The organism is Vibrio genomosp. F10 str. 9ZD137 (genome assembly GCF_049974785.1).
Taxonomy (GTDB): domain Bacteria; phylum Pseudomonadota; class Gammaproteobacteria; order Enterobacterales; family Vibrionaceae; genus Vibrio.
The window spans coordinates 1-2133 of record NZ_JBNGCJ010000660.1; the positions used below are offsets into that span (position 1 = coordinate 1).

Annotated in this window: 3 protein-coding genes; 2 read left to right on the top strand and 1 reads right to left on the bottom strand. The window is 42.3% G+C overall.

Annotated elements, in window-relative coordinates:
• The first annotated feature begins 259 nt into the window (after positions 1-259).
• The gene (locus tag ACP45E_RS16000) at positions 260-868 is read left to right on the top strand and encodes a riboflavin synthase (RefSeq protein ID WP_017038571.1); all 609 of its coding nucleotides are present in this window, start codon (positions 260-262) and stop codon (positions 866-868) included.
• A 99-nt stretch (positions 869-967) separates the two neighbouring features.
• Here the strand turns inward: ACP45E_RS16000 and ACP45E_RS16005 are convergent, their stop codons facing one another.
• A complete protein-coding gene (locus ACP45E_RS16005) occupies positions 968-1171 on the bottom strand; it encodes a CPXCG motif-containing cysteine-rich protein (protein WP_017033362.1) in 204 nt (67 codons plus the stop codon).
• Positions 1172-1482: 311 nt separating this feature from the next.
• Between ACP45E_RS16005 and ACP45E_RS16010 the strand changes: the two genes are divergently transcribed.
• On the top strand, positions 1483-2133 hold a 651-nt coding region (locus ACP45E_RS16010; protein WP_241824327.1), incomplete at its 3' end, for an ABC transporter transmembrane domain-containing protein.

Sequence of the window (2133 nt, forward strand, 5' to 3'; positions counted from 1 at the left end):
GGCCATATCGGTCGCGCTGACGCCACCGGCCATTATCGTATCAACGAACCCCATTCCAGTTTGCGCGATAGAAGCAATAAAAACGGGCGTAGCAAGCTTAACGAGGTGAGATGCCTCTAATTTGTAACGATGCACAGGAACTCCAAAGGAAGGAGGAAAGAAAAAGAGTCCACCGATGTAAAATCATCAATAATGGTGTTGTCGGGCATGATAAAGAAATGTCACACTAAGCTCCATAAAAAACTCATGGAATTTAACTATGTTTACTGGAATTGTCCAAGGCACAGCACGTGTTGTTAAAATCGATAAAAAAGAAGACTTTCAAAGCCATACTCTTTCACTTGCTGAAGAGCTCAGATTCGGCCTAGCTATTGGTGCGTCAATTGCACATAACGGGTGTTGTTTAACGGTTACTTCAATAAACGGTGATTTTGTGACATTCGATTTAATGCAAGCCACATTGAAACTGACCAATCTTGGCGAGATAAGCGAAGGTGATGAAGTGAACATTGAAAGGGCAGCCAAATTTGGTGATGAAATTGGTGGCCACTCTATGTCTGGGCACATCGCTTTTACCGCAACCATAGATCAAGTGATCAACACGCCCAATAATAGAACACTGTGGTTTTGCGTCGATAAATCAGCCATGAAATATATCTTGGAAAAGGGTTACATTGGTTTGGATGGTTGTTCGTTAACGATTGGCGAGGTGGAGAAAGGGCGATTTAGCGTGCATCTGATTCCAGAGACGTTAGCGCGAACCTTGTTTGGGAGCCGAAAAGCGGGCGATCGAATTAACGTTGAAGTTGATCCACAAACACAAGCCATTGTGGATACCGTGGAACGTGTACTTGCTCAGCGCGTATAGTATCTCTGTATCCAAATAAAAGAAGCACCCTTTGAGCGTGCTTCTTTTATCGACATTCTTTTATCGGAAAAAGTTCGTTAGCTATGCGTTAACCAATTACTAACTAAAGGGTTCGTCTTCAATACTCGCGATCAAGCTAACTTGTTGCTGGCTATGATCGATATGCATATTTAGGTGGATAGAACGGTGACAAAACGGGCAATCATCGTAAAACTCTTGGCTTTCACTAGAAGCGTCGAGAGTGACTCCAATAGTATGATCGCAATTGGGACAAGTGATATTTTTCTCTGTATAAATTCTCATTGCGTACTCCATGACATCTATGCAATAAAACGATTTTAATGGCCGAAGTTAGTAATGGTCGTGAATTAAGTGGAAAGTTTGAGTTACACCATAAAAACGTGTCGAATATAATATTGCTCATTGATTTCTATAAATACTATTTGTTGGTAAATAAGAGGGTTATTTCATCGGGGAATCGTTATTCGTACCATTATGAGTTTGATGAATGTTTTTTGGGTTTCGCTCTAGGTATGCTTTTACCAACTCCTGAGCATCAGGTAGTCTAAGGTTATTAATATCCACTGTGTGAGTGGAGAACTTTAAGGTAAACGATGCAATCGAAACATAAAAACACCCCATCTCCACTCAATCCGTCGCCAGCAAGTGAACAAAAAGAGCAGGGGAAGAACAATAAAAATCTGAGCATTTTGTTTAATCTCGTCGAGTTCGTTAAACCTTACAAGGTAAGTGTTATTGCGGCGCTTCTCGCGCTGATGTTTACTGCATCGTTGACACTGTCGGTGGGTCATGGCGTCAGAATGTTAATTGATGAAGGATTTTCTCAGCGATCCATTGACGATCTTGGTCGCGCCATTCAATTTATTCTTCTGGTGACCGTTTTTATCTCTGTGGGTACATTTTTCCGGTTTTACCTCGTTTCCTCAGTGGGGGAACGCGTGAGTGCAGATATAAGACTCGCTGTGTTCAATCATGTCATCACTTTACACCCCAGCTACTTTGAAACCCATGGCAGTGGAGACATTATGTCTCGCATCACTACCGATACCACACTGCTACAAAGTATTATAGGCTCCTCGTTTTCTATGGCGATGCGCAGTGCACTCATGTGTATTGGCGCAGTGGTTATGCTTTTTGCCACCAATATAAAGCTAACCTTAATCGTATTAACGTCGGTGCCGTTTATTATCGTGCCCATCTTAGTGTACGGCCGCAGAGTCAGAGCGTTGTCGAGAAAGAGCCAA

Coding starts and splice junctions, on each gene's coding strand:
- ACP45E_RS16005 (WP_017033362.1), bottom strand. CDS start 1,171: ATGAGAATTTATACAGAGAAAAATATCACTTGTCCCAATTGCGATCAT.
- ACP45E_RS16000 (WP_017038571.1), top strand. CDS start 260: ATGTTTACTGGAATTGTCCAAGGCACAGCACGTGTTGTTAAAATCGAT.